Genomic DNA, 24,792 nt, shown 5'->3' with positions numbered 1-24,792 from the left:
TACTGGAAGGGTCACTTCAGGTCCTCAGCCTTGAGGTAGCCGGAGTCCACCAGTTCCTTCTGGTAGTTGGACTTGTCGACGCCGACGGGCGTCAGCAGGAACGCCGGGACGACCTTGGCCTTGTTGTTGTACGACTTCTCGTCGTTGACCTCGACCTTCTTGTCGTTCAGCATCGCGTCCGTCATCTGGGCGGCGGTCTTGGCCAGCAGGCGGATGTCCTTGTAGACGGTCATGGTCTGCCGGCCGGCGATGATCGACTTCACCGAGGCGACCTCGGCGTCCTGTCCGGTGACCAGCGGATACGGCTTCGCCTTCGTCCCGTAGCCGTCGGACCTGAGCGACGACAGGATGCCGATGGAGATCCCGTCGTACGGCGAGAGGACCGCGTCCACGTTCTCCGAGCCGTACGCCCTGGTGAGTAGGTCGTCCATGCGCTTCTGGGCGGTGCCGCCGTCCCAGCGCAGGGTGGTGACCTGGTTCAGCTTGGTCTGCCCGCTGCGGACGACGAGCTGCTTGTCGTCGAGGAACGGCTTGAGGGTCTTCATCGCGCCGTTGAAGAAGTACTGGGTGTTGTTGTCGTCGGGGGAGCCGGCGAACAGCTCGATGTTGAACGGGCCCTCCTTGCCGCCCTCCTTCAGCCCCAGCTTCTCGATCAGGTAGGTGGCCTGGAGGACACCGACCTTCTCGTTGTCGAACGACGCGTAGTAGTCGACGTTCTTGGTGCCGAGGATGAGCCGGTCGTACGAGATGACCTTGATGTTCTGGTCGGCGGCCTGCTGGAGCACATCGCTCAGGGCGCTGCCGTCGATGGCCGCGACGATCAGGACGTCCACGCCCTTGGTGATCATGTTCTCGATCTGTGCGACCTGTTGGGCAACGTTGTCTTCGCCGTACTGGAGGTCGGTCTTGTAGCCGAGCTTCTTCAGTTCGGAGACGACGTTGTTGCCGTCGGCGATCCAGCGCTCGGACGACTTCGTCGGCATCGCGATGCCGACCGTGGAGCCCTTGCCGCCCTTGGTGTCGTCCTTGCCGCCCCCCTCGCTGCTCTGCCCGCAGGCGGCGAGTGAGAGCACCAGGGAGAGCGAGGTAACGGCGAGTGCGGCTCGGCGAGTTCGCATGGATACATCAGTCCTTGTCTTCGTTCAGAGGGAAGCGGCTGAGCGGACCCGGCAGCCGGGAGCCGAGCGGCGACATGCCGCCGTCGGCGCCGTGGCGGCCGAGCAGATCGAGGACGAGCCTGCCGCGTCGCACCCGTTCCCGGGCGCTGCTGAGGGCGGTCTCGCGGAGTTGGGCACCGAAAGGGTAGATGCCCGGGGACTTCGACAGTCCGAACTTGAGGTAGAGCGGGGCGCCGCGCCGGATCAGCTCCGCCGCCTCGTACATCCGGATGTAGCCGCCGAGGTCGTCGGGGGCCTCGATGTAGAGGTCCATGGGGGCGCGACTGACCCGGCGGATCTCGGTGAAGTGCGCGAGCGTGAGGTCCGAGGGGATGTTGATCGAGTCGGCGCCGAGGTGCTCGAAGACGGCGTACGAGGCCGGGTTGACGGGGCCGATCAGCGCCGAGACCTTGAACGTGGTGTCGGCCGGCAGCACCCCTTGGGCGCGCAGCCGGTGCAGGGTCCACAGCACGCCCTCGTCGGCGACGAGCAGGCACTTCACGCCGAGCGCGGTGGCGCGCAGGGCGTCCTCGACACAGCCGGCCAGCGCGTCGTGGCCGCGGGCGCGCAGTCCCGCGCCCCCGGAGTCCGTACGGGTCGAGCCGCCGATGTCCCAGGTGCCGCGTGGCCCGGTGAACAGGCACAGTTCGATGTCGCGCGAGGCGCACGCGTCGACCATCTCGGTGATGTCGGCGTCGGAGAGCATCCACACGCCGCTGCCCTGGCTGATGCGGTGGATGGGCACATCGAGCCGGGCGGACTCCTTGAGGACCTCGGCCAGGCTCTCCGGGCCCTCCACGGAGGGGATCTCGGTCCGCCACAGTCCCCCGTCGGGGAAGGAGTGGGCGGAGGCGTCCGCGGGGCTGAGGGCGGGCGCGGCGAGGCCGAGCGTGGCGAGCGCCTGCTCGCCGGGACGGCGGGGGGCGGGGGCTGATGCGTCGGTCACGGACGAGTCCTTCGGTTCGGTCCTACGCACGGGGCGTCGTACGCGTCGGTCGTGGGCGGTGTGCCCGGTGGTGCGGGCGATGCGGGCAGTACGGGCGGTGCGGATGGTGCGGGCGTTCCGTGCGGTGCGGTGGCGCGGTGGTGGCGGTGGTGCGCGGGTGGTGCCGGACGTCGGCTCCCGGGAGCGGCGGTCACGGGAGCAGCAGCACCTTTCCCGTACCCGGATCTCCGCCGCCCACCAGCGCCACGGCCTCGCCGAACCGCTCCAGCGGGAACGCGTGGGTGACCAGCGGCCCCGGGTTCAGCACCCCCGAGGTGAAGGCCCGTACGGCGAAGTCCCAGGCGGCGGACGGCGCGCCGAAGACTCCGTGCACGGCAAGTTGACCGAGCGTCAGAACCGCCGGGTCGATCCCGGTGGCGCCGGGGGCGAACATACCGGTCAGCACCACCCGGCCGCCACGCCGGGCCAGTTGACACGCCGCGGCGGCGCTGGTCGGTGCCCCGGCGGTCTCCACGACCAGGTCGTAGCGCCCGTGTGCCTCCTTGGCCTCCTCCGGGGTTCCGGCGTCCGTCGCCCCGAACTTCCTTGCCGTGGAACCGCGTTCGGCCCGCGGGTCGATGACCGTCAGCTCGGCGGGGGAGGTGGCGGCCAGCAGCTGGACCGCGAGCAGCCCCAGCGTGCCCGCCCCGACCACGGCGATCCGCTCGCCCGGCTCGGGCCGGCCGGCCCGTACCGCCGCGGAGACCACCGCGGCCGGCTCCAGCAGCGCGGCGGCCCGCAGATCGGCGTCGTCGTCCAGCAGGTGCAACAACCGTGCGGGCACCACGACATGGTCGGCGAAGGCACCCGGGACGGTGAAGCCCGTCTCCTCGTACCCGCCCGTGCACAGCGAGGTCTCGCCGGTGCGGCAGCGCGCACAGGTCCCGCAGGCGCGGAACCCCTCGGCGACGGTCCTGCGCCCGACCAGCTCCGGCGCCACGCCGGGGCCGGCCGCCTCGACGGTCCCCGACCACTCGTGGCCCGGCGTCACCGGGTAGCGCACATAGGCCGGGTCGCGGTGGCCGTCGTACACCTCCCGGTCGCTCATGCAGATACCGGCCGCGGCGACCCGCACCCGCACCTCACCGGGGCCCGGCGCGGGTACCTCGCCGGTCACCAGGCGGTGTGTGCCGGGCCGTTCGACGACGACCGATCTGCCGGTCACCGCCGCACCGGGCCGGTCGCTCATCGCTTCTCCTTCGGGTCGCGCTTCTCCCAGCCCTCGGCCCACAGGTCGAACCGCGCCTGCTGCTGCGGGAATTCCGCCGCCGCCTCCACGTCGAACTCGACACCGAGTCCCGGCGCGTGCGAGATCTCGAAGCAGCCCGTCTCCGGGTCGACCTGCGGAGCGCCCTTGACCACCTTCTTGATCTCCGCGTCGGCGAAGTCGTTGAAGTGCTCAAGGATCTTGAAGTTCGGTGTGCAGGCGGCGACTTGGAGGCTCGCGGCGGTCAGCACCGAGCCACCGACATTGTGCGGTGCGATCAGCGTGTAGTGCGTCTCGGCGGTCGCCGCCAGCTTCCGCGTCTCCAGGATGCCGCCGATGTGGCCGACGTCCGGCTGGATGATGTCGGCGGCCTGCGACTCGAAGAGCTCCCGGAACTCGATCCGGTCGTGGATGCGTTCACCGGTCGCGATCGGCAGGTCGACCTTGTCGGCGACCTTGCTCAGCGCCTTCAGGTTCTCCGGCGGCACCGGCTCCTCCAGCCAGGCCGGGGCGAACGGCGCCAGCTCGCGCGCCAGCCGCACGGCGGTCGACGGGCTGAACCGGCCGTGCATCTCCAGCATCAGCTCGGACTCGGGCCCGATCGCGTCCCGTACCGCCTCGATCAGCGCCACGGCCTCGTTGCTCGCCGCCCGGTCCAGCTCGAAGTGGCCGGTGCCGAACGGGTCGATCTTCAGGGCCCGGTAGCCGCGCGCCATCACGGCCTGGGCCGCCTTGTGGTACGCGTCGGGGGTGCGCTCGGTGGTGTACCAGCCGTTCGCGTACGCCTTGACGCGGTCGGTGACCTTCCCGCCGAGGAGCTGCCACACCGGCACGCCCAGCGCCTTGCCCTTGATGTCCCAGCAGGCCATCTCGACGACCGCGATGCCCGACATGACGATCTCGCCGGCGCGTCCGTAGTCGCCGTACTTCATCCGGCGTACGAGATCCTCTACCGCGAAGGGGTCCGATCCACGAAGATGGTTGGCCTCGGCTTCGCGCAGATAACCGACGAGCGCGTCCGTCCTGCCGAGCATCCTCGTCTCACCGACGCCGGTGAGGCCTTCGTCGGTATGGACGAGGACGTAGGTGAGGTTACGCCAGGGCGTACCGACGACGTGTGTGCTGATTCCCGTGATGCGCAAGACTGGTCCCCAGGGTGTGTTCGGTATTTCGTCACACGTTCGAAATCGTGGCGTGACGGTATTCAGACGCTCCGAGGGGTGTCAATGGGTAGCGCGGCGGTTAGCCTGTGTTCGTCATTCCGGCCGATGGCCGAAGTACCGAACGAGACGGGTGGGTGGTCGGCCATGGGACGGCTCGTCCCCGCGGTGACGCGGGCCCTGGACATTCTCGAACTGTTCCTGGAGGGCGACGGGACGCTCTCCGCGCCCGATGTCATCCGCAAACTGCAACTGCCGCGCACCACCGTGCATGAGCTGATCACCACGCTCGCCGCGCGCTCGTACCTGGCACCGGTGCCCGGACAGCCCGGCCGCTACCGGCTCGGCGTACGCTCCTACCAGCTCGGCAGCCGGTACGCCGAACAGCTCGACCTCGCGGCCGAGGGCCGGCAGGTCGCCCGCGAGGTCGCCGAGACCTGCGACGAGACCGTCCATGTCGCGATCCTGGAGGGGACCGACGTCATATACATCGCGAAGGTGGACTCCACGCACGCGGTCCGGATGGTGTCCGCCGCCGGGCGCAGACTGCCCGCCCACTGCACCTCGGTCGGCAAGATGCTGCTCGCCTCGCTCTCCGAGGGCGAGCTGGCGGCCCGTATCGACGGTCACGAGTTCATCGCGATGACGCCCGACAGCATCACCGACCCCGAGGTGCTGCACGCGGAGCTGGCGGGGATCAGGGAGCACGGCGTCGCCGTCGAGCACCGCGAGTCGAACCCCGACGTGAGCTGTGTGGCCGCGCCGGTACGGGACCGGGCGGGCCGGGTCGTCGCCGCGCTGTCCATCTCCGTACCGATGATCCGCTGGAGCGACGAACGCGAGGCGGAGCTGTCCCAGCTCGCGGTCAAGGGGGCGAGCGCGCTCTCCGTACGCCTCGGACACCGCCCCCGGCCCTGAGGGCGGGGCCCGGGGGCAGGGCGCCAGGGATGTGGAGGGGGGAGGGGCGCAGTGGGTGAGGGCAGCACGGGGGAAATCCCCTATTGTCACAACAATCTGACGTCGAAGGTGCCTGTCATCCTTACGGCGGATATTCTCGCCCCGTGAACACCCCTGATCCCACGGCCCTCAAACTCTCGGTGAACCGGTCGAGTCCGGTGCCGCTCTACTACCAGCTCGCCCAGCAGCTGGAGAGCGCCATCGAGCACGGCCAGCTCGCCCCCGGGAGCCTGCTCGGCAACGAGATCGAACTGGCCGGACGGCTCGGGCTGTCGCGCCCCACCGTCCGGCACGCCATCCAGTCGCTGGTCGACAAGGGGCTGCTGGTCCGCCGCCGGGGCATCGGGACCCAGGTCGTGCACAGCCAGGTCAAGCGCCCGCTGGAGCTGAGCAGCCTCTACGACGACCTGCGGGAGGCCGGACAGAGCCCCACCACCCGCGTCCTGCGCAACACGGTGGAGCCCGCCTCCGCCGAGGTGGCCGCCGCGCTCGGGGTCGCCGAGGGCAGCGAGGTCGTCGCCCTGGAGCGGCTGCGGCTGAGCCACGCGGAACCGATGGCGTACATGCGCAACTTCCTGCCGCCGGGCCTGCTGCGCCTGGACACCGAGGAGTTGGAGGAGACCGGCCTCTACCGGCTGATGCGGGACGTCGGGATCACCCTGCACAGCGCCCGCCAGACGGTCGGCGCGCGCAACGCCACCGCGCGGGAGGGCGCGAGCCTGGACGAGGCCGAGGGCGCCGCGCTGCTGACGATGGAGCGCACGACGTACGACGACACCGGCCGCACCGTCGAGTTCGGCACCCACATCTACCGGGCCTCGCGGTACGCCTTCGAGTTCCGGCTCCTCGTCCAGTCCTGACCGCCTTGGCACCGGCACCGGTCACCGGTGGCCGACCGGTGCGTCAGCCGGCCGGCAGTTCCGCCACGGCCGCGCGCAGGGTGTCGGCGGCGGCCCGGAGCCCTTCGAACTGGCCCAGCTCCAGATCCTCGTGCTCGATGTTGACGGCCATGTCCGGGTCGATCCGGCGCAGGGCGGCGAGGAACTGCGTCCAGTACGCGGTGTCGTGGCCCCGCCCGACCGCGACGAACCGCCACGGGGCGTCCACGGGGAACTCGTTGAGCAGATAGCGCCCCCCGAGACCGATCAGGCCGAGCGCTCCGGGCTCCTCCCGCGTCGGCGTGCGGAACCGGTCGTCGAGGACCCCGTGCAGCTTGACGTGGTCCTCGTTGATCCGTACGTCCTTGGCCGCCGCGTGGAAGACACGGTCCCCGAGGTACTCGATGGCGACCAGCGGCTCCATGCCCTGCCAGAAGAGATGGCTCGGGTCCATCTCCGCGCCGATCTGAGTGGATCCCACCCGCTCGATCAGCCGCATCAGGGTGACGGGGTTGTAGACCAGGTTGTGGGGGTGCATCTCGATGGCCACCCGTACGTCCGCGCGCCGGGCCAGCTCCTCGATCTCCTTCCAGAACGGCACGGCCACCTCGTTCCACTGGTAGTCGAGGACTTCGGTGGCCCCGCTGTGCCACGGCTCCACCGTCCAGGCGGGGGTGACCCCGCCCGGGTGTGCCTGCGGCTGGCCGGACATGGTGATCACGTGACGTACGCCCAGCAGCCCGGCCAGCTCGATCGCGGTGCGCAGATCGCGGGCGTGCTTGCCGCCGACCTCCGGGTCGGGGTGCAGGGGGTTGCCGTTGACGTTCAGCGCGGTGAGTTCCACGCCCGCCGCGTCGAGTCCGGCCAGGAACTCCGTACGGGCCCGCGCGCTCGCGAGCAGGGCGTCGACGGGGAGGTGCGGGGCGGGCAGGAAGCCGCCGGCGTTCAGCTCGACGGCGGTCAGCCCCAGCTCGCGGACCACTTCGAGGGCCTCGTCCAGAGTCTTGTCGTGCAGGCAGGCGGTGTAGGCGCCGAGCTTCATGGGCGGTCTCCGTATCGGTGGAGGGGTGCGGAGCACGGGAGTTGAGCGAGCGGACGTGGGGGAGTGGCGAGGTCCACTGGATCGATCCAGTAGCGACTATGTGGCGGTGCCCCGGCCCCTGTCAAGAAGCCGTCGCGCGCGGAGTGTGTCCGGGGCCCGGCGCCGGGTCAGCCGGCCGGACGGGGGTGCGCGGTGCTCGCCCGCACCACGAGATGCGGACCGATCACCACGTCCCTGGGCTTGCTCCGTCCGCCGTCCAGCCGCTCCACGGCGGCCTGGACGGCGAGTTCGGCCATCCGCTCGGCGTCCTGGGAGAGCGTGGTGAGGCTGATGTGGGCCAGGCGGGCCAGCGAGCTGTCGTCGCAGCCGACGACGGAGACATCGGCCGGCACCCGTACGCCCGCCCGCAGGAAGACGTCGAGAAGACCGGCGGCGCAGCGGTCGTTGTAGGCGATCACGGCGGTGGGCAGGGTGTCCGCGGCCAGCAGCGCCCGGGCCGCGTCGGCGCCCGCGGTCTCGTCGTGGTCGCCGGGGACCACCCGGATCTCGTCGGCCAGCCCGCGCCGCCGCATGGCCTGGCGGTACCCCCTGCGGCGCTCGTCGGCCATCGACGCCCGGCCGCCGTCCACATGGGCGATGGCGCGGTGGCCGAGGCCGACGAGATGGTCGACGGACTGCCGCGCGCCGTCCGCCTCCGCGATGTGGACGGAGTCCACGGTCTCCGCGGTGGCCCCGCGGCCGACCGTGACCACCGGGATCCGCCGGCCGAGCTCCGACAGTTCCTCCGCGGTGGACTCGGGGCCGAGCAGGATGAGCGCCTCGCTCCGGTAGGCGATCAGCCGCTCCACGGCCTTGTGTTCGTCGCGGGTGGGGGCCAGGGCGCTGAGCGAGACCTCGTAACCGGCCTCCTCCGCCGACGCGTAGATCCCGTCCACCAGATCGGCGTGGAAGGCGTTACGGGTGTCCAGGACGACGCCGAGCAGCCGGCTGCGGCTGCTGCGGAGCAGGCGCGCGGTGGGGTCGAGGCGGTAGCCGATCTCGTCCGCCGCCCGCAGCACCTTGTCCCGGGTCTCGGGGCTGGCCCCCGGCTCGTCACGGAAGACGAGGGACACCAGCGAGCGCGACACCCCCGCCCGCGCGGCCACGTCCCGCATCGTGGCGCGCCTGTCCCGGCCGCCCCCGGTCCGCTCCACACGGCCTCCCGACTCCCGCTCTCACCAGTCACCCTGCTCTGGACACCGATGGTGGCACAGCGGCACCGCTCCGACTGCTGGATCGATCCAGGAGCCAGGGAGCCGGAGCGTCGGGGAATCAGGTGCGGACGGCGGCTCTCCCGGACGTCCTCGGCGTTATCGTGCTGTGACGTCCAGATGAAGTGTTGTCCTGACAAACCATTGACACCGGGCCCCGGCTGGAGTTTGCTCCAGTCCTGCAACGGCGACGTCGCGTCCCTTCCGTTGCGGTCCGGTGGGCTCAGGCCCCCTCTCCGCCCACTCACTCCGTGAGGTGCAGGACGATGAACCGCACAATTCACTCCCGCCGCTCCCGCAGAACCCTCGCCGCCGCGGCCGTCGGTATGGCGGCGGTCCTCCTGGCCGCGGGCTGCTCCAGCGAGTCCGGTGGCAAGAAGGCCCAGGAGAACCAGGACTCCGCGACGACCGGCAAGGCGACCACCCCGCGCATGAAGATCGCGATGGTCACCCACGCGCCGCCCGGGGACACCTTCTGGGACATCATCCGCAAGGGCGCCCAGGCCGCGGCGGACAAGGACAACGTCGACCTCGTCTACTCCAGCGACGAGCGCGCCGCCGACCAGGCCAACCTGGTCCAGAACGCCATCGACCAGAAGGTCGACGGCATCGCGGTCACCGCGGCCAAACCCGAGGCCATGAAGGCCGTGCTCGCCAAGGCGGAGCAGGCCGGCATCCCCGTCGTCGGCTTCAACGCCGGTCTCGACGACTGGAAGGAACTCGGGCTCCAGTCCTACTTCGGCCAGGACGAGGGCGTGGCCGGCGAGGCGTTCGGCGACCGGCTCGACGAGGTGGGCGCCAAACACACCATCTGCGTCATCCAGGACCAGGGGCATGTCGCCCTGGAGGCGCGCTGCGCGGGCGTGAAGAAGACGTTCCAGGGCAAGACCGAGATCCTCTACGTCAACGGCAAGGACATGCCGTCCGTGAAGTCGACCATCGAGGCCAAGCTCCAGCAGGACAGCTCGATCGACTACATCACCACCCTAGGCGCCCCGTTCGCGCTCACCGCGGTCCAGTCCGCGAAGGACGCCGGCAGCAAGGCGGCGGTGGCCACGTTCGACCTCAACAAGGAGCTGGCCGGCGCGGTCAAGGACGGCGACGTGAAGTTCGCCGTGGACCAGCAGCCGTACCTCCAGGGCTATCTGGCGGTCGACAACCTCTGGCTGTACAAGAACAACGGCAACTTCAGCGGTGGCGGCGCGGAACCGGTCCTGACCGGCCCGGCGTTCGTGGACGAGACGAACGTCGACAGGATCGCGCGGTTCGCCGAGAAGGGAACCCGGTGATGAGCGTGGAGTCCGCCGTGAGCCCGGCGGCCGGTCCCGCCCCGGCGGCGCCGGAGCCGCCGGGACCCGCCGGGGCCGGTGGCCGGGACGGCCGCACCGCGCGGCGCTCGCCGGTGCACCGGCTCCTCGCCCGGCCGGAGATCGGCGCGCTGATCGGCGCCGTGGCCGTCTATGTCTTCTTCTTCTCCGTCGCGCCCACCTTCCGGCAGTTCGACTCGCTCAACACCATGCTCTACCAGGCGTCGACCATCGGGATCATGGCGCTGGCCGTGGCGCTGCTGATGATCGGCGGTGAGTTCGACCTGTCGGCCGGTGTCGCCGTGGTCACCTCCGCGCTCACCGCCTCCATGGTCGCCTTCCAGCTCTCCATGAACGTCTGGGTGGGCGTGGTCCTCGCGCTGGTGGTCTCCCTCGCCGTCGGGGCCTTCAACGGATTCCTGCTCGTCAGGACCGGTCTGCCCAGCTTCCTGGTCACCCTCGGCACCTTCCTGATGCTCCAGGGCGCCAACCTCGCGGTCACCAAACTGGTCACCGACAACGTCGCCACGGACTCCATCCGTGACATGGACGGTTTCGACCAGGCCCGCGCGATCTTCTCCTCCGAACTCGCGATCGGCGGGACCGGCGTCCGGATCACCGTGGTGTGGTGGGTGGTCTTCGGCGTCCTGGCCACCTGGGTGCTGCTGCGCACCAAGTACGGCAACTGGATCTTCGCGGTCGGCGGCAACCAGGACAGCGCCCGCGCCGTCGGTGTCCCGGTGACCTTCACCAAGATCTCCCTGTTCATGATCGTCGGCTTCGCGGCCTGGTTCGTCGGCATGCACCAGCTCTTCGCCTTCAACACCGTCCAGTCGGGCGAGGGCATCGGCAACGAACTGCTCTACATCGCCGCCGCGGTGATCGGCGGTTGCGTACTGACCGGCGGGTACGGGTCGGCCTTCGGCCCGATGGTCGGCGCGTTCATGTTCGGCATGGTCACCCAGGGCATCGTCTACGCCAACTGGAACCCCGACTGGTTCACGTTCTTCCTCGGCGCGATGCTGCTCGTCGCCGTCCTCCTCAATCTGTGGGTACGCAAGCAGGCGACCCGGAGGTGAACCCCATGGCAACCACCACGACCGCCCAGGGCGGCAGCACCGGCCGCGGCGGCGACGCGCCGGTCGTCGAACTGCGCGGAGTCGGCAAGAGGTACGGCAACATCCGCGCCCTGTACGGCGTCGACCTGGCCGTCAGCCCTGGCCGGGTGAGCTGCGTGCTGGGCGACAACGGCGCGGGCAAGTCCACCCTGATCAAGATCATATCCGGGCTGCACCAGCACACCGAGGGCGAGTTCCTCATCGACGGCGAGCCGGTCCGGCTGACCACCCCGCGCGAGGCGCTGGGCCACGGCATCGCCACCGTCTACCAGGACCTCGCCACCGTACCGATGATGCCGGTGTGGCGGAACTTCTTCCTCGGCTCCGAGCTGACCCGGGGCCGCTGGCCGGCCAGGATGCTCGACATCCCGCGCATGAAGAGCGTCACCGACCAGGAACTGCGCAACATGGGCATCGTGCTCGACGATCTCGACCAGCCCGTCGGCTCGCTCTCCGGCGGCCAGCGGCAGTCCGTGGCCATCGCCCGCGCGGTGTACTTCGGCGCCCGGGTGCTGATCCTGGACGAGCCGACCGCCGCGCTCGGCGTCAAACAGTCCGGGGTCGTGCTCAAGTACATCGCCGCCGCCCGGGAACGCGGTCTGGGCGTCATCTTCATCACCCACAACCCGCACCACGCCTACATGGTCGGCGACCACTTCACGGTGCTGCGCCTCGGCACCCTCGAACTCAGCTCCGCGCGCGACGAGGTCAGCCTGGAAGCCCTCACCGACCACATGGCCGGGGGCGCCGAACTCGCCGCGCTCAAGCACGAGTTGGCGCAGGTCGCCGGGGTGGACGTGGCGAAGCTCCCCGAAGCGGCCGAGGCCGGGACGGAGGCCGAGGCAGGGACCGGCACCGGGTGACCCGTGGCACTAGGCTGGGACTCCGCTCGTCCCCGTACCCGTAACCCGTACCCGTCCTGGAGTGCCGATCCCATGGCCCGACGCCCCGCGCCCAGCCGCCGTCCCGGCCGAACCGTTCGGACCGGCCGGTCCTCGGGGGCGGGGCGGCCCGTCACCGGCGGATCGCCCTGCCCCTGCGGAGGGGGCGCTCCGTACGGCTCGTGCTGCGGGCGGTTCCACGCCGGGGCCGAGACGGTGGGCGCCGGTGCCACCCCGCCCACCGCCGAGCTGCTGATGCGCTCCCGCTACAGCGCCTTCGTCGTGCTCGACGCCGCGTACCTGCTCAGGACCTGGGATCCGGCGACCCGGCCGGCCCGCCTGGACCTCGCCCCCGAAACGCGCTGGCAGGGGCTGGAGATCCTGGCGACCACCGACGGCAGCGCCTTCCACACCACCGGTACGGTCACCTTCCGCGCCCGCTTCACCGACGACGGCCGCCCCGGCGAGCTGCACGAGCGCAGCCGCTTCGCCCGGCACGCCGGAGCCTGGGTCTACGTGGACGGCACGTTCCTGGACTGACGGCAGCTCCTGGCCCCACCGCTGGGCTCACCGCCCCGTCAGCACCTCCGACAGGTCGTACCGCACCGGCTCCTCCAGCTGCGCGTACGTACAGCTCGCGGGGGTACGGTCCGGCCGCCACCGGCGGAACTGCGTGGTGTGCCGGAACCGGTCGCCCTCCATGTGGTCGTACGCCACCTCACAGACCCGCTCGGGCCGCAGCGGCAGCCAGGACAGGTCCTTCGTCCCGGACCAGCGGCTCGGACCGCCCGGCAGCCGGGCGCTCTCGTGCGCTGCCTCCTCCGTCCAGGCCGCCCACGGATGGCCCTCCGCGCTCGCCATGCGCAGCGGCGCCAGCTCCGCCGCCAGCTCGGCGCGGCGCCGCATGGGGAACGCGGCGCAGACCCCGACGTGCTGGAGGACGCCCGCCGTGTCGTACAGGCCGAGGAGGAGCGAACCGACCACCGGACCGCTCTTGTGCTCCCGGTAGCCGGCCACGACGGCGTCGGCGGTCCGCTCGTGCTTGATCTTGTACATGGACCGGACGTCCGGGCGGTACGGCAGATCGAGCGGCTTGGCCACCACCCCGTCGAGACCGGCCCCCTCGTACCGTTCGAACCACTCCCGCGCCACCTCGACATCGGTGGTGGCGGGCGCGACATGGACGGGGGGACGCGCGGGGGAGAGCGCCGCCTCCAGCGCCTCCCTGCGGCGCGCCTGGTCCATGGCGAGCAGCGAGGCGTCGCCGAGCGCGAGCACGTCGAAGGCGACGAAGCTGGCCGGGGTGCGCTCGGCGAGCAGGTCCACGCGGGACTTCGCCGGATGGATCCGCTCCGTGAGCAGTTCGAAGTCGAGCCGGTCGCCGTGCACGATCACGATCTCGCCGTCGACGACACAGCGCTCGGGCAGCTCGGCGAGGAGCGCCGTGACCAGCTCGGGGAAGTAGCGGGTGAGCGACTTCCCGGTCCTGCTCCCGATCACCAGCTCGGCGCCGTCACGGTGCACGATCGCCCGGAAGCCGTCCCATTTGGCCTCGTACAGCATGCCGGGCGGGATACGGGCCACGGACTTGGCGAGCATCGGTCTCACGGGCGGCATCACCGGCAGGTCCATGGACCGATTGTCGGACAGAACCGCCCGTACCGCCCGGCGTGTGGACCCCCGGCGGCACGCACGCGGGCCCCGTCCAGTGATGCGCTCCGCGCGGGCCCGGCCTACCGTGGTCCCCATGGGCGCAGGCGCGGGTGCGGCGGTGGAGCTGGCGGCGGGCGGCAGGACCGTACGGCTGTCCAGCCCCGGCAAGGTCTACTTCCCCGAGCGCGGCTTCACCAAGCTGGACGTCGCGCGCTACTTCCTGGCCGTGGCGCCGGGCATCACCCGCGCGCTCCACGACCGTCCGACCACCCTGCAGCGCTTCCCCGAGGGCGTCGACGGCGAGTCCTTCTTCCAGAAGCGCGCCCCGAAGAACCTCCCCGGCTGGATCCCCACCGCCCGGATCGAGTTCCCCAGCGGGCGCTCGGCCGACGAGATCTGCCCGACGGAGCCGGCCGCCGTCCTCTGGGCGGCCAATCTGGGCTGTCTCACCTTCCACCCCTGGCCGGTACGGCGGGACGCCACCGACCACCCCGACGAACTGCGCATCGACCTCGATCCGCAGCCCGGCACCGGCTTCGCCGACGCGGTCAGGGCCGCCCACGAACTCCACGCGTTCCTCTCGGAGCAGGGGTTGCGCGGCTGGCCCAAGACCTCCGGCGGCCGGGGGCTGCACGTCTTCGTGCCGATCGAGCCGCGCTGGACGTTCACCGAGGTACGGCGGTGCGCCATCGCCGTCGGCCACGAGCTGGAGCGGCGGATGCCGGGCCGGGTGACCACCGCGTGGTGGAAGGAGGAGCGCGGCGAGCGGATCTTCGTCGACTACAACCAGACCGCGCGCGACCGCACCATCGCCTCCGCCTACTCCGTACGCCCCCGCCCGCACGCCCCGGTCTCCGCGCCGCTGCGCTGGGAGGAGCTGGACGACGTGGCGCCGGACGACTTCGACCTGGCGACGATGCCGGTGCGCTACGCCGAAGTGGGCGACGTACACGCGGAGATGGCGGACCGGCCGCACCGGCTCGACGGGCTGCTCGAACTGGCCGACCGGTACGAACGCGACCACGGGCTGGGGGACATGCCGTACCCGCCGGACTACCCCAAGATGCCCGGGGAGCCGAAACGGGTGCAGCCGAGCCGCGCGAGGCGCGAGAGTCCATGAACATGGCGCGGACCCCGTGAACGCGGCGAGGACCCCCGTGAACGCGGTGCCTCCCGTTCGCCGCTCAGTTGGACCCGCTCGTGAACTGTTCGGCGTGGTTGTCGGGCCACCCCTTACCGGCGAGCCAGTCCTTGAAGCCGGATTGATTGGCTTGGTCGAGTCCTTCGATGAACAGGTACTTGCGGGGGATGTCGCCCTCGTGCGCCCACGCGCCGTTGGTCGACTTGCCGCCCAGCCCCTTGGGCTGGTCACCCTTCAAGTTGCCCTTCGAGAACAGTCCGGGTTCGCTCAGATCCAGCATGCGGATTTTTACGTTGACGGTGCTGTTCTGTCCGACGCCCTCGACGATTCCCGTAACGCCCTTGAGCCCCTTGACCGTGGCATCCCACATGAAGACATGCTTGTGGTGCCCCATTTTCTCGCTGCCCTCGGAGAGCTTTATGTCGAGGCTCGCGGCTGTCTTCAGGCCGTTGGTGTTGAGCGAGAGGCGTAGCTGGTCGAGGCCCGTGTCCTTTTTGTCGATGGCGACATGGGTGTATTCCGAAGAGTGCTCTTCGCGGTCCGGGGCGCGCTGCACGCCGGTGCCGAAGGCCCGCCGCGTGGGCGCGGATCGTCCATGGCCCGCACCGAGTGTCTGACGCTGCACAGCGAGCGCAGCGGCCGCGTTTCCCGCGCTCTGCTGAAGCGCGGTCACCGCGCCCGGCGTGAGAGGGGCCCGGTGGGAGAACGCCGCCGGATGCGGTGCGCTCGACGGGGTACGGGAAGCGGGGGGCTGCGGTTTCGTCCTGTCCGGAGCCTTGGCTGAGTCCTGTGCATGCATGCGACGAAACCTTCTGATAAGCCTATGCGATCTACGCTACATGTGTAGGCAGCGAGCGTGCTCGACCGCAAGGGCTCGAAGGGTACTGTTCGCTGCCCTTTGGGGTATGGCCTCCGTCACCCTGTGCCGGACGATCGTCCACGCGCAGCGACAACCCCGCCCGATGCACATCGGGCGGGGTTGTCCGCCTCACGAGGCAGGTACTCCACGCAGGGCGGAAGTGCCTGCCGAGAGGGGGCGCACCGTCAGCGGGCCGCCATGGCGGTCACAGCTCCTTGATGCGGATGTCGCGGTACGAGATGACGTCCGTCGTGCCGTGGACCTGGAGCCCGACATAACCGGTGGCGTACCGCCGGCCGTCCGTGCCCGGGTCACCGGCGCGTTCGGGGTAGAACGTCTGCCCGCCCACGTTGTCGAACTCGTTGATCAGCACCCCGTTGCGCAGGATCGTGTAGTGCTGACCCTCCACCCGGATCTCGTAGTCGTTCCAGGTGCCCTTCGGGGTGACGCCCGCGTTGCCCAGACCCACGCGGTCGAAGCCGTAGATCGAGCCGGTCTTGTACATGTCGCCGTCCGGGCGGTCCAGGATCTGGATCTCGTGCCCGTAGTTGATGGCGACCCACTCGGGGCGGGACTCCTCCGGGTGGTTGCGGACGTTCGGGAACCGTACGAACACACCGCCGTTGGCGTTGCCGTTGCCCGGGGCGTCGTCACGGAACTGGAGCTTCAGCGAGAAGTCGCCGTAGGTGCGCTGCGGGAACCACAGCATGCCCATGCCCTCGACGGTGGTGCTGCTGGTGATGGCACCGTCGCCGCTCAGCGCGAACTTGCCGCCGCCGACCTGCTCCCACTTGGCCAGGGACTCGGCCGTGCCGTCGAAGAGCGGACGGTAGCCCTCGGTCTGCCCGGGGGTGCCGATCTTCGACTGCTTCGCGGCCCTGGTGATCTTCGTGAACTCCCGGGCGTCGATGACGTTGTCGGTCAGGAGCTTGTCGAGCACGCTGTCGACGTGCTTGAGGAAGAGGGCCTGAGAGGTCCACTCCTTCTCGTCCTCGATCAGCTCGTTGATCGTGCACCGGTTACGGGTCAGCCGGTTCGGCACGCCCGAGTCGACCGTGCCCACGATGACCGTCAGCCGCTCGTCGAACTCCGGGCAGTTGGGGGCCGGTACGCCGCCGCCCTGCGCGACGGTGAACGAGACCTGCTTGGCCTGCGCGGTGTTGCCCGCCTTGTCGGTCGCCCGGTAGGAGAGCGCGTGGTAGCCGACCCGGTCGACGATGACCGGGGTGGTGTACGCGAGGTAGGGGCCGCTGTCGAGGGAGTACTCGATCCGGTCCACACCCGACTCGGAGTCGGTCGCCGTGAGCGTCACCTTCGCGCTGGTGATGTAGGCGCCGTTGGAGTTCTTGTCGCCGGTCACCACCGCTCCGGTCACCGGCGCGGTGGTGTCCTTGACCGGCGGCTCGACCACCGTGAACGACACCGACTTGACCGCCGCCGCGTTGCCCGCCTTGTCGGTGGCGCGGTAGCGGACCGTGTGCGTCCCGACCTCGTGGACCATCACCGGGGCGGTGTACGGCTGCCAGGCGCCGTCGGCACCGAGCGCGTACTCGATGGTGTTGACGCCCGAACCGGTGTCGGAGGCGGTGACGGTGACCGTGGCCATCGACAGGTAGCTGCCCGCCTCGTCCTGGTCACCGCTCACGGTCGCCGAGGTCTCCGGCGCCGTGGTGTCGTCGGTCGGCGGGGCGACCACGGTGAACGCGACGGACTTCTCCTCGGAGGCGTTGCCCGCCTTGTCCGTGGCGCGGTACCTGAGGGTGTGCTCGCCGACCTGGTCGACCACCACCGGGGCGGTGTACGGCTGCCACGGGCCGTCCGCGCCGACCGCGTACTCGGTGGTCGCCACCCCGGATCCGTCGTCGGTCGCCGTCACGGACACCGTCGCCGAACCGACGTACGCGCCGTCGGCGTTCTGCTGGCCCTCGACCTTGGCCGAGGTGGTGGGAGCGGTGGTGTCGTCACCGCCGCCCGCCTCGGTCACGGTGAGGATGCCGGTCATCGTGCCGTGCCCGGGGATGACGCAGTGGAAGCGGTACTTGCCCGGGGTCAGGTTGACCTCGGTGGTGTACTTGCCGCCGTTGGCGTCACTCGGGTTGGCCAGGATGTTCAGCGGTACGTCGTTGTTGTACTCGGGATCCGACACGTCGAAGGTGAGGGTGTGCGGCATGCCGGTGGTGTTGCCGGTGGCCGCGCTGTTCTCGAAGACGATCGTGGTCGGCCCGGCCACCGCGGTGGTCGGGAAGCTCAGGTACTTGTCGATGGGGTCGCCGGCGGTCCAGGTGAGCACCTGGGCCGCCGCCGTGCTCGCGCCCGCGCCCTTGTCGTCGCCGGCGCCGCTCGACGGCTGCCCGACGGCCGCCGTCGAGGTCAGCCCCAGCACCATCAGCAACGCGCCCAGGAGGGCTGTCCACAGCCGTGGCGACCGGTGGGCCGCCCGGCGCCCCGGCCGGTGTCTCAACTCGCGTCTCACTGCGCCGCCTTCCTGGCCAGGTCACCGGCGGCCGGAGTCGGCGCGCCGCCCTTGTACGTCACGCGCCACAGCGCGGACTGGGAGTCGGAGGTGAAGAAGCCGCGCCCGTAGTCGAGGACGTAGAGCGAGCCGTCCGGGGCGAACTTCCAGTCCATCAGGTTGCGGATGCCGCCCTGACCGACCGGGATGATCTTCTTCAGGGTCTCGGCGTGCACCGGGATCCCGCCCTTGCCCACGGTCTTCGGATCGGTCACCACCGCGTGGCGCGGGCTGTCCGTCGCGTCGTAGAAGTCGCCGACGAACCACTTGCCGTCCCAGTACTCCGGCCACTTCGCCGCGCTCGTGCTCTGCGCGTCGTACCGGTAGACCGGGCCGTTCATGGTCGCCTGGCCGCCGCCCTTGAGCCACGGCAGCAGGTACGTGGACTCGCTCGCCTTGTAGCTGGGGATGCCGTTGGCGTCGCGCGGGAAGTCGGGGCCGCCGCCCTGGGGCGAGTACCAGATGGTGTTGCCGGTGACGGGCGGCAGGTTCACCAGGCCGTCGTTGTTGGGGGACTCGTTCTTCGGGGCGGCGCAGTTGTACCACCCCAGCGGCTTGGACGGGTCGGGCAGGTTACGGTCCCGGTAGGGCTGGTTGTTGCCCATGCAGAACGGCCAGCCGTGGTTGCCCGCCTTGGTGATCGCGGAGAACGTGTCGTACTTCGCCGGACCCCACGTGGTGCTCGGCGCACCGGCGTCCGGGCCGACCCAGCCGGCGTACAGGGTGTCGGTCTTCCGGTCGATCGAGATCCGGGACGGGTTGCGCACGCCCATGACATAGATCTCGCCACGGGTCTTGCCGCCGCCCTCGGCCTGCTCCTTGCCGGTGAAGAGGTTGCCCTCGGGCAGGGTGTAGGTGCCGTCCGGCTCCGGGTGGATCCGCAGGATCTTCCCGTTGAGGTTGTTGGTGTTGCCCGCGGTGCGGCGCGCGTCGGCGAAGGAGACGCCCTTGTACGCGGGCTGCGGGTTGTTGCCGGAGTAACCCTCGCTGAAGCCCGAGGAGTTGTTGTCCCCGGTCGCGATGTACAGGTTGCCCTTGGAGTCCCAGGCCATCCCGCCGCCGGCGTGGCAGCAGCTGTTCACCTGGACCGGCCACTTCAGCAGGACCTTCTCGGAGGCGAGGTCCAGCTTGTTGGTGGTGCTGTCCAGCGTGAAGCGCGAGACGCGCCGTTCGGCCATCCGGGTGTCACGGTTGAGCTGCGAGTGCGGTGTGTAGTGCAGATACACCCAGCCGTTGGTCGCGAAGGCGGGGTCCAGCTCGATCCCGAGCAGCCCCTCCTCGACCTTGATCAGCTCGTCGCCGCCGCCCTTGTTGCCGAAGATGGTGAGGGCGCCCGCGAGGGTCACCTTCTTCGTCTTCGGGTCGTAGACGTGGACCTGTCCCAGGCCCTTGCCGATGTCCGGGTTGTTCCAGTCGGTGACCACGGGGGCCGCGTTGTCGCCGCCGCCGCGGCCGATGTACAGCACGCGCCCGTCGGGCGTGGTGACCATGCCGTGCGGCTCGCCGATCTGGTCCTGCTGACCGGCCTGGTTCGGCTGGGTGACGCGCTCCGCCGTGTAGTTGGAGTCGATCGTCGCCTTGCAGTCGGCGCGGGAGATCCGCGTCGTCCAGTTGAGGGCGCCGCGCAGGTGGTCGCGGAAGTCCGTCTCGGCGTACGACTCGGCCGTACCGCCCATGCCGGTGTAGAAGGACCGCCCGCCGGCGTAGTCACGGCACCAGGAGATCGGGTGGTCGGCGCCGTTGGCCCCGGCGGCCGGCTTGAAGCTGGCCTCCCTGACCCGGGCCACCGTGTGCACCTTGCCGCTCGGGTTGGCCGACCAGTTGAACCACTTGTCGGGCCGCTTCCACTCCAGCGGAAGGTTCTTGGTGGCCGGATTGATCCGGTCGCCGACCTCGACGGTGGCCCGCTGCACGCTGCTCGGGGCGCCCGTCGGCCGGGCCCCGATGAGCCCCGTGAACCAGTCGGAGTACGGCTCGGTACGGGCCGCGTCGTGGATCCCGAGGAAGCCGCCGCCCGCGTTCAGATACGATTCGAGGCCCGCCTCCTGCTCGGGGTCGAGCACGTCGCCGCCGCCCGTGAGGAAGACGACCGCGTTGAACCTGCCGAGCCTGGTGGCGTTGGTGAAGACCGAGGCGTCGTCCGTGGCCACGGTCGTGAACCGCTCGCCCGCGGGCCCCGACAGGCCGATCGACTCGATGGCCTCGATACCGGCGTTGACGACCGGCGACTCCTCGGTGGCCGAGGCGTGGAAGACGAGCACCCTCACGTTCTCGCCGCCGGGCGGCGACGGAAGGGACAACGTTGTCGGCGCCGGTTCGGGATACGGCCTCGCGGTCGCGGCGTTGGAGCCGAGCAGCGACGCCGCCAGGGCACCGGCCGCCAGGGCCGCGGCAACGCCGCGTCTCGCCCTTCTCGACCCCTTCGGAATCGCGGCTCTCGGGAATCTCGACCGGTGATGCGGTGCAGGCTGCATGTGTTCACCCACCCCTCTCTGGACACAGTCTTCGGACACGGTCTTGTGGGCACAGCAACAGCGCCTGAAACTAGACCTCTTTCGTCGGTACGCCAATAGGTACGACCGCAATCCCACCAACTTTGTCCTGAGTGTGGATAAACGGCGGTCGCTGGTCTACCGTGTGGCCGTCCCCGGGGTCTCATGTGCCCCGCAAACGTCCTTACGGCACTGGGGAGTTCACGATGGCCATGGACCGAAGGAGCTTCAACCGGCGGCTTTTGGCGGGAGGTGCGGTCGCCGCGACCGGGGCGACCTCGCTGTCGGTCGCCGCCGCCTCGGCCCCGGCCGCCTCGGCGGCTGACACCCCGCCCGGAACCGCTCCGGCGGGCGGCCAGGTGCGCCGGATCAGCCTGTACGCCGAGAACCTGCCGAACGGCCAGATGGGGTACGGCTTCGAGAAGGGCAAGGCCACCATCCCGGGGCCGCTGATCGAGCTGAACGAGGGCGACACCCTCCACATCGACTTCGAGAACAACTGCGATGTCGACGTCAGTCTCCACCCGCACGGCGTGGACTACGACATCGCCAACGACGGCACCCGGATGAGCCGGAGCCATGTCGAGCCCGGCGGCACCCGTACGTACACCTGGCGCACCCACGCCCCCGGCAGGCGCAAGGACGGCACCTGGCAGCAGGGCAGCGCGGGCTACTGGCACTACCACGACCATGTCGTGGGCACGGACCACGGCACCGGCGGCATCCGCAAGGGGCTGTACGGTCCCGTCGTGGTCCGCCGGAAGGGCGACATCCTGCCGGACAAGCAGTTCACGATCGTCTTCAACGACATGTCGATCAACAACAAGCCCGGCGCGGAGAGCCCCAACTTCGAGGCGACGGTGGGCGATCGCGTCGAGATCATCATGATCACGCACGGCGAGTTCTACCACACGTTCCATATGCACGGGCACCGCTGGGCGGACAACAGAACGGGCCTGCTCACCGGCCCCGACGACCCCAGCCGGGTGATCGACAACAAGATCACGGGCCCGGCGGACTCCTTCGGCTTCCAGGTCATCGCGGGCGAACGCGGGGGCGCGGGCGCCTGGATGTACCACTGCCATGTCCAGAGCCACTCCGACATGGGCATGGCCGGCCTCCTGCTGGTCGCCAAGGCGGACGGCACGATCCCGGGGTACGAGCCGCATCATCCGGCCGCGTCGGCCGACCCGAAGAGCGGCGCGAAGGCCGGCACCGATGCCGATCCGAAGGCCGACGCGAAGGGCGATACGAAAGCCGACGCGAAGGCCGACCACTCGGGCCACTGACGGCGGTTCCGGGGCGCGCCGCCTCAGGCCGTCCAGGACCCGTGCGGCGTAGGCCGCCAGGCGCTCCCTCATCTCCTCGCCGGTCATGTCCTCCTGACCGGCGAGGAGTTCCACGAGATCCGCGCGCGTGGCGGCCGGCAGGGCGTGCGCGGTGAAGCCGCTGTCGGCGACGGCGGGCAGCCGGCCCGTGATCCACGGGTCGCTCGGTTTCGACCAGCTGCGCGACCGCCTGGCCGCCGGTCTGCCCGAGGAGTTCGCCGCACTGCCGGCCGGCCTCGACCTCTCCATCGCCGAGGGGGCGGAGGACCGCACCACCGACACCGTCGAGCGCGTCACCGGGCGGACGGACGGCGCGCCGCGCCGTGCCGGCCGCTGTACTTCTCGGTCACCGAATGCCACCCTACGGTGACGGCGGGCCGAGGGCCCGGCGTCACGGTGCGTACGGGGCCGGTCGCCGTCGAGGTGCCCGACCCCGATGAACAGGGCCCGTCCGTCAGGGCGTTGACGGTTCGTCAATCATTCGTTTATCGCGGGCGGGCAATCTGTGCGGCATGCCGATCAATATCACCACCAGTACCACCACGACCGACGAACTCTCCTGGCAGGAGAGCGCGTTGTGCGCCCAGACCGGGCCCGAGTTCTTCTTCCCCGCCCCCGGCTCCTCCACCCGTGAGGCCAAGCGGCTCTGCGGCGCCTGCGAGGGGCGGATAGCCTGCCTGCAGTACGCGCTCAACCACGACGAGCGGTTCGGGGTCTGGGGCGGGCTCTCCGAGAAGGAGCGGCAGAACCTCCGGCGCCGCAGCGGCTGAAACGCGCGTCGGCCGCTCACCCGGCCGCTCACACCGCGTCGATGCGGAACGTCTCCCCGTACACCTGCCAGCGCAGCGGCAGCCGCAGCTCCATGTTGCCGTCCCGCAGGAAGAGGCGCTGCGCGGTGTCGATCCGTGAGGAGTCGCGCTGTGCCGTGACGGACTTCGTCTTGATCACGGACCGGCTCGCGTCCAGGAAGGCGGAGAGATACGCCTTCTCGTCGCCTCCCTCGGCCGCCGTCCGCGCCTTCTTCAGGGCCGCCTCCCGGATGCCGTAGAAGCCCTCCGCGTCGAGGCCCGGGCCGTGCAGGACCATCGCGTCGTAGTAGATGAACTGGCCGAGGGTGCCGAGCCCGTCCATCTTGGCGAGCCGGACGGCCGGGTCGAAGTACAGCGTGTCGCGGGTCCTGTCCTGCGCGGCACGGAAGTCCGCCGACTCCGCGGCCTGGGCCCAGGCGTCCCGGAAACCCGGGTCGAGGCCCTCGTGCGAGTCGCTGCCGTCCACGGCGCGCAGCGCCGGGAGGTAGGAGGCGAGCGGATTGTCCGGATGGGACTTCGTGTACGACTCCACGAGGTGCAGCATGTCGTTGGTCCCGGAGCAGAAGCCGATGATCCCGGCCGTGTAGCCGTTGCCGTCCCCGATGTCCTCGATGGCGCCGTACTGGCCGCGCCAGTCGAGCGTGGAGTTCTCCGCGCTGGCGACGAGCCGCGCGGCGATCTCCTTCTTCGCGGGAGCGGCGAGGCCCGGCGGCAGCTTCTCGATCTGCTTCTCCGCCTTCTCCAGCTCGTCCGCGTCGGCCGAGAGGAGCGGGGCGGGGGCGGTGCTCCGCTCGGGATACTCCGGCGGATGGTCGGCGAGCACCGCCGAACCGCCGTCGCCGCCGCCGAAGATCACGACGGCGGCCACCAGGAGAGGGGCGCCTATGAGGAAGAGGCGCGTAACAGGCTTCATCCGGCACAGGGTACGACGCACCGGCGCGCGCCTTCAGCCGTACGCCCCATCGCGCGCCGTGCGCCCCCCTCACATACCCGCGGGCGGCAGTATCCGCCCGCGGGCTGTCAGGTCAGGGCCCGCGGGTCCTCAGCCCGCCGCGCGCGCCGCCATCCGGGCCTTGCGGGCGGCGAGCTTCTCGTCGAACTTGCTCGCCTCGGAGTCCAGCCCGCCCATGTACAGGCCCAGTTCCTCCTGCGCCTTCAGACCCTCGGGGCCGAGACCGCCGATCTCCATGACCTTCAGGAAGCGCAGCACGGGCTGGAGCACGTCGTCGTGGTGGATGCGCATGTTGTAGATCTCGCCGATGGCCATCTGCGCGGCGGCGCGCTCGAAGCCGGGCATGCCGTGTCCGGGCATCCGGAACTGGACGACCACGTCGCGCACGGCCTGCATCGTCAGATCCGGCGCTATCTCGAAGGCCGCGCCCAGCAGGTTCCGGTAGAAGACCATGTGCAGGTTCTCGTCGGTGGCGATGCGCGCCAGCATCCGGTCACAGACCGGATCGCCCGACTGGTGGCCGGTGTTGCGGTGCGAGACGCGGGTCGCCAGCTCCTGGAAGGCGACGTACGCGACGGAATGCAGCATCGAGTGGCGGTTGTCGGACTCGAAGCCCTCCGCCATGTGCGCCATCCGGAACTGCTCCAGCTTGTCCGGGTCGACGGCGCGCGAGGTGAGCAGGTAGTCGCGCATCACGATGCCGTGCCGGCCCTCCTCCGCGGTCCAGCGGTGCACCCAGGTGCCCCAGGCGCCGTCGCGGCCGAAGAGGCTGGCGATCTCGTGGTGGTAGCTGGGGAGGTTGTCCTCGGTGAGCAGATTGACGACGAGCGCGATCTTGCCGATGTCGGTGACCTTCGACTGCGACGGCTCCCACGCCTCCCCGTTGTCGAAGATGCCGGGGAAGTTGCGGCCGTCCGACCAGGGCACGTACTCGTGCGGCATCCAGTCCTTGGCGACCTTGAGATGGCGGTTGAGTTCCTTCTCCACCACCTCTTCCAGCGCGTACAGCAGCCGGGCGTCGGTCCACGCTTCCGACGAACTGCCGAGGTGGGGAGAGGTGATCGACACGGGTGCTCCAGGGGGACGGGAGTTTTACCTACGGGT

General features: G+C 70.3%; 22 protein-coding genes. 10 read left to right on the top strand and 12 right to left on the bottom strand.

The genetic code is table 11. The features are described from left to right. Positions 1-11 precede the first annotated feature (11 nt). From chvE to ACFTZC_RS21515, 4 genes are all read right to left on the bottom strand, one after another. Positions 12-1,118, bottom strand: coding sequence for a multiple monosaccharide ABC transporter substrate-binding protein (gene chvE / locus ACFTZC_RS21530; protein ID WP_382892030.1), 1,107 nt, complete (start codon positions 1,116-1,118; stop codon positions 12-14). A 7-nt stretch (positions 1,119-1,125) separates the two neighbouring features. Next, positions 1,126-2,103 (bottom strand): hypothetical protein, encoded by a 978-nt coding sequence (locus ACFTZC_RS21525; protein WP_382892027.1) that lies wholly within the window; start codon positions 2,101-2,103, stop codon positions 1,126-1,128. A 190-nt stretch (positions 2,104-2,293) separates the two neighbouring features. Continuing rightward, entirely contained in the window at positions 2,294-3,331 is a 1,038-nt protein-coding gene (locus ACFTZC_RS21520; protein ID WP_382892026.1) for a zinc-binding dehydrogenase, read from the bottom strand. Beyond that, positions 3,328-4,491: a mandelate racemase/muconate lactonizing enzyme family protein gene (locus tag ACFTZC_RS21515; RefSeq protein ID WP_382892024.1), complete on the bottom strand. Its 1,164-nt coding sequence runs from the start codon at positions 4,489-4,491 to the stop codon at positions 3,328-3,330. Before ACFTZC_RS21515 ends, ACFTZC_RS21520 begins: the two co-directional genes overlap by 4 nt. Positions 4,492-4,656: 165 nt before the next feature. Here ACFTZC_RS21515 and ACFTZC_RS21510 point away from each other — a divergent pair, with 165 nt between their 5' ends. Both ACFTZC_RS21510 and ACFTZC_RS21505 read left to right on the top strand, forming a co-directional pair. Further along, entirely contained in the window at positions 4,657-5,427 is a 771-nt protein-coding gene (locus ACFTZC_RS21510) for an IclR family transcriptional regulator (RefSeq protein ID WP_382892135.1), read from the top strand. A 143-nt stretch (positions 5,428-5,570) separates the two neighbouring features. Further along, positions 5,571-6,326, top strand: a complete 756-nt coding sequence (locus ACFTZC_RS21505) for a GntR family transcriptional regulator (RefSeq protein WP_382892022.1) — start codon at positions 5,571-5,573, stop codon at positions 6,324-6,326. A gap of 43 nt (positions 6,327-6,369) precedes the next feature. Here the strand turns inward: ACFTZC_RS21505 and ACFTZC_RS21500 are convergent, their stop codons facing one another. After that, positions 6,370-7,386 carry a sugar phosphate isomerase/epimerase family protein gene (locus ACFTZC_RS21500; RefSeq protein WP_382892020.1) on the bottom strand — a complete coding sequence of 339 codons (1,017 nt, stop codon included), beginning with the start codon at positions 7,384-7,386 and terminating at the stop codon, positions 6,370-6,372. A gap of 167 nt (positions 7,387-7,553) precedes the next feature. Beyond that, positions 7,554-8,579: a LacI family DNA-binding transcriptional regulator gene (locus ACFTZC_RS21495; protein ID WP_382892018.1), complete on the bottom strand. Its 1,026-nt coding sequence runs from the start codon at positions 8,577-8,579 to the stop codon at positions 7,554-7,556. 323 nt (positions 8,580-8,902) lie between these two features. Here ACFTZC_RS21495 and ACFTZC_RS21490 point away from each other — a divergent pair, with 323 nt between their 5' ends. The 4 genes from ACFTZC_RS21490 (at position 8,903) to ACFTZC_RS21475 (ending at position 12,482) form a co-directional block, all read left to right on the top strand. Continuing rightward, positions 8,903-9,925: a sugar ABC transporter substrate-binding protein gene (locus ACFTZC_RS21490; protein ID WP_382892016.1), complete on the top strand. Its 1,023-nt coding sequence runs from the start codon at positions 8,903-8,905 to the stop codon at positions 9,923-9,925. Beyond that, positions 9,925-11,022 (top strand): ABC transporter permease, encoded by a 1,098-nt coding sequence (locus ACFTZC_RS21485; RefSeq protein ID WP_382892014.1) that lies wholly within the window; start codon positions 9,925-9,927, stop codon positions 11,020-11,022. Before ACFTZC_RS21490 ends, ACFTZC_RS21485 begins: the two co-directional genes overlap by 1 nt. A gap of 5 nt (positions 11,023-11,027) precedes the next feature. Beyond that, positions 11,028-11,924 (top strand): ATP-binding cassette domain-containing protein, encoded by an 897-nt coding sequence (locus tag ACFTZC_RS21480; RefSeq protein WP_382892012.1) that lies wholly within the window; start codon positions 11,028-11,030, stop codon positions 11,922-11,924. A 72-nt stretch (positions 11,925-11,996) separates the two neighbouring features. Further along, entirely contained in the window at positions 11,997-12,482 is a 486-nt protein-coding gene (locus ACFTZC_RS21475; protein ID WP_382892010.1) for a YchJ family protein, read from the top strand. A gap of 27 nt (positions 12,483-12,509) precedes the next feature. Here ACFTZC_RS21475 and ACFTZC_RS21470 read toward each other — a convergent pair whose 3' ends face one another. Continuing rightward, positions 12,510-13,574: an ATP-dependent DNA ligase gene (locus ACFTZC_RS21470; protein ID WP_382892008.1), complete on the bottom strand. Its 1,065-nt coding sequence runs from the start codon at positions 13,572-13,574 to the stop codon at positions 12,510-12,512. A 115-nt stretch (positions 13,575-13,689) separates the two neighbouring features. Here ACFTZC_RS21470 and ligD point away from each other — a divergent pair, with 115 nt between their 5' ends. After that, positions 13,690-14,715, top strand: a complete 1,026-nt coding sequence (ligD, locus tag ACFTZC_RS21465; RefSeq protein WP_382892007.1) for a non-homologous end-joining DNA ligase — start codon at positions 13,690-13,692, stop codon at positions 14,713-14,715. Between the two features lie 64 nt (positions 14,716-14,779). On the opposite strand, the gene ACFTZC_RS21460 is transcribed toward ligD, so the two are convergent. The 3 genes from ACFTZC_RS21460 to ACFTZC_RS21450 all read right to left on the bottom strand — a co-directional run bounded on the left by ACFTZC_RS21460 (position 14,780) and on the right by ACFTZC_RS21450 (position 20,581). Further along, entirely contained in the window at positions 14,780-15,409 is a 630-nt protein-coding gene (locus ACFTZC_RS21460; RefSeq protein ID WP_382892005.1) for a hypothetical protein, read from the bottom strand. A 391-nt stretch (positions 15,410-15,800) separates the two neighbouring features. Continuing rightward, the gene (locus tag ACFTZC_RS21455; protein ID WP_382892133.1) at positions 15,801-17,981 is read right to left on the bottom strand and encodes an OmpL47-type beta-barrel domain-containing protein; all 2,181 of its coding nucleotides are present in this window, start codon (positions 17,979-17,981) and stop codon (positions 15,801-15,803) included. An 83-nt stretch (positions 17,982-18,064) separates the two neighbouring features. Continuing rightward, a complete protein-coding gene (locus tag ACFTZC_RS21450; protein ID WP_382892003.1) occupies positions 18,065-20,581 on the bottom strand; it encodes a ThuA domain-containing protein in 2,517 nt (838 codons plus the stop codon). Positions 20,582-20,811: 230 nt separating this feature from the next. Here ACFTZC_RS21450 and ACFTZC_RS21445 point away from each other — a divergent pair, with 230 nt between their 5' ends. The 3 genes from ACFTZC_RS21445 to ACFTZC_RS21435 all read left to right on the top strand — a co-directional run bounded on the left by ACFTZC_RS21445 (position 20,812) and on the right by ACFTZC_RS21435 (position 22,697). Further along, positions 20,812-21,888: a multicopper oxidase domain-containing protein gene (locus ACFTZC_RS21445; protein ID WP_382892131.1), complete on the top strand. Its 1,077-nt coding sequence runs from the start codon at positions 20,812-20,814 to the stop codon at positions 21,886-21,888. A 151-nt stretch (positions 21,889-22,039) separates the two neighbouring features. Next, positions 22,040-22,297: a hypothetical protein gene (locus tag ACFTZC_RS21440; RefSeq protein ID WP_382892000.1), complete on the top strand. Its 258-nt coding sequence runs from the start codon at positions 22,040-22,042 to the stop codon at positions 22,295-22,297. Positions 22,298-22,439: 142 nt separating this feature from the next. Then, positions 22,440-22,697, top strand: coding sequence for a WhiB family transcriptional regulator (locus ACFTZC_RS21435; RefSeq protein ID WP_365811910.1), 258 nt, complete (start codon positions 22,440-22,442; stop codon positions 22,695-22,697). A 28-nt stretch (positions 22,698-22,725) separates the two neighbouring features. On the opposite strand, the gene ACFTZC_RS21430 is transcribed toward ACFTZC_RS21435, so the two are convergent. Continuing rightward, entirely contained in the window at positions 22,726-23,649 is a 924-nt protein-coding gene (locus ACFTZC_RS21430; RefSeq protein WP_382891998.1) for a chitosanase, read from the bottom strand. 129 nt (positions 23,650-23,778) lie between these two features. After that, positions 23,779-24,756 carry an acyl-ACP desaturase gene (locus ACFTZC_RS21425; protein WP_382891996.1) on the bottom strand — a complete coding sequence of 326 codons (978 nt, stop codon included), beginning with the start codon at positions 24,754-24,756 and terminating at the stop codon, positions 23,779-23,781. Positions 24,757-24,792: the final 36 nt, after the last annotated feature.

Origin of the sequence: Streptomyces sp. NPDC056987 (genome assembly GCF_042673865.1) — a bacterium.
GTDB lineage: Bacteria > Actinomycetota > Actinomycetes > Streptomycetales > Streptomycetaceae > Streptomyces.
This window is presented reverse-complemented; position numbering and strand designations above follow the sequence as displayed.